The following is a 1,960-nucleotide window of genomic DNA, read 5'->3' on the forward strand; positions in this document are numbered from 1 at the left end:
CGCCGGCCGCGGCCTCCTCGGCGCCCTCGAAGAGATCACCGACGCCGAAGCCCGCTCCCTGTTCGACCTCAACGTCTTCGGCCTCATCAACGTCACCCGCGCCGTCCTGCCCCACATGCGCGAGCAGCGCTCCGGCAAACTCGTCCACATCGGCTCCCGCTCCGGCTTCGAAGGCGAACCCGGCGTCAGCCTCTACAGCGCCTCCAAGTTCGCCGTCGCCGGCATCAGCGAAGCCCTCTCCGCCGAGATGGCCCCCTTCGGCATCCAGTCCATGGTCGTCGAACCCGGCGTCTTCCGCACCGACTTCCTCGACACCAGCTCCCTCTCCGTCGCCGCCCACCGCATCGCCGACTACGACGGCACCCCCGCCCACGACACCCTCGACTGGATCGAGCAGGCCAACCACGCCCAGCTCGGCGACCCCGTCAAGGGCGCCGCCCTCATCGTCGAAGTCACCGCCACCGACACCCTCCCCACCCACCTCTACCTCGGCCGCGACACCCTCGAACGCCTCGAGGTCAAGATCCAGCAGATCCGCGACGACCTGAAGCCCTGGAGCGAGAAGTCCGCCGCCACAGCCCACGACGACGCCGCCTGATCCGCGTCACGGCCGCCAGCCGCCCACGGACAGCGGCGGCGACCGCCACAGCAGCCCGGCCGGCAGGCTCCCCCCTCGCTCCGGCCGGCCGGGCCACCGCCTCCACCCCCGTCCCACCATTCCCACGCGCTGAAGAACGAGGTCTTCGTCATGTCTGCTCTGCTCACCGGAACCCCCCTGGCCGGTCGTGTCGCCGTCGTCTCCGGCGCCTCCAGCGGCATGGGCGCCGTCACCGCCGAACGCCTGGCCGAACTGGGCGCGACCGTTGTGGTTCTCGCCCGGCGGCAGGAGCGCCTGGGCAGTGTCGTGAAGAACATCGAGGCCGGCGGCGGCACCGCCCTCGCCATCGCCGTGGACGTCACCGACCGCGAGGCCGTCCAGGCCGCCGCGGACCAGGTCGCCGGCCGGTTCGGCAAGGCCGACCTGGTGTTCAACAACGCCGGCGTCCAGCTGATCTCGGGCATCGAGGAGCTGAAGGTCGACGAGTGGCAGCGCCAGATCGACCTCAACGTCACCGGCCTGATGAACGTCATCGCCGCCTTCCTGCCGCACCTGACCGAGTCCGCCGCGAACGGCAAGCCCGCGGACCTGATCAACACCTCCTCGATCGCGGCGACCCGTATCCTGGAGAAGTTCTCGATCTACTCGGGCACCAAGGCGTACATCAGCCACCTCACCCGGCTGCTCCGCGTGGAACTGGGCCGGAAGATGGTCCGCGTGGCCGCCATCGAGCCCGGCATGGTCGACACCGAGCTGCCCGACCACGTGACCGACCCGGACGCGTCCAAGCTGATGGCCGACCTCATCCGCGACATCGACGTCCTCCAGGGCGCCGACGTGGCCGAGACCGTGGCCTTCATGGCCGCCGTCCCCCGCCACGTGAACCTCACCGAGATCACCGTCCTCCCCACCGCGCAAGCCGTCTGATCCCCGTCGTGCGAGGAGGGGGCCGCCCCGGGGCGGCCCCCTCCTCGCGCGACGACACGACGACACGACGGCACGTCGGCACGTCGGCACGTCGGTACGGTCGGGCGCCGCGCGCGGCCGACGCGACGACCTCCTCCGGGTGCGGCGCGACAGGTCGGCGGGCGCGGGGAACGGCGCTGGCCTCCTCGCCGGCCGGGCAGGGCACCGGCGCGGTGCGGTACGCGGGCGTCGCCGATCGCCTCCGCCGGTGTCCGCCGCGCGTGCCGGGGCTGGGCCCCGGCACGCACCACCACCGGGTCGTCGAGGGCCGGGGCAGCGGGCCGCCCTCCGCCGCGCCTCGTTGCCACGGCCCGCCGCCACCTGGAGGTCGAACCACGGCTCGAGCCGGCCCCGCGTCCAGCGGTCGTGGCGGACGGCGTACTCGACCGGGTCGCT

The 1,960-nt window shown here is 72.7% G+C and carries 2 protein-coding genes; both read left to right on the forward strand.

Translation table 11 applies throughout. The features are described from left to right. Window positions 1-598, forward strand: a 598-nt coding sequence (locus RIF68_RS35435; protein ID WP_309055703.1) for an SDR family NAD(P)-dependent oxidoreductase, incomplete at its 5' end; no start/stop codon positions are given. Between the two features lie 150 nt (window positions 599-748). Next, a complete protein-coding gene (locus tag RIF68_RS35440; RefSeq protein WP_309055705.1) occupies window positions 749-1,525 on the forward strand; it encodes an SDR family oxidoreductase in 777 nt (258 codons plus the stop codon). Window positions 1,526-1,960 lie beyond the last annotated feature (435 nt).

The organism is Streptomyces sp., from assembly GCF_031178505.1.
GTDB lineage: Bacteria > Actinomycetota > Actinomycetes > Streptomycetales > Streptomycetaceae > Streptomyces > Streptomyces gulbargensis.

What these genes read in the sequence shown, in the direction of transcription:
- RIF68_RS35440 (WP_309055705.1), top strand. Translation starts at nt 749, where the DNA reads ATGTCTGCTCTGCTCACCGGAACCCCCCTGGCCGGTCGTGTCGCCGTC.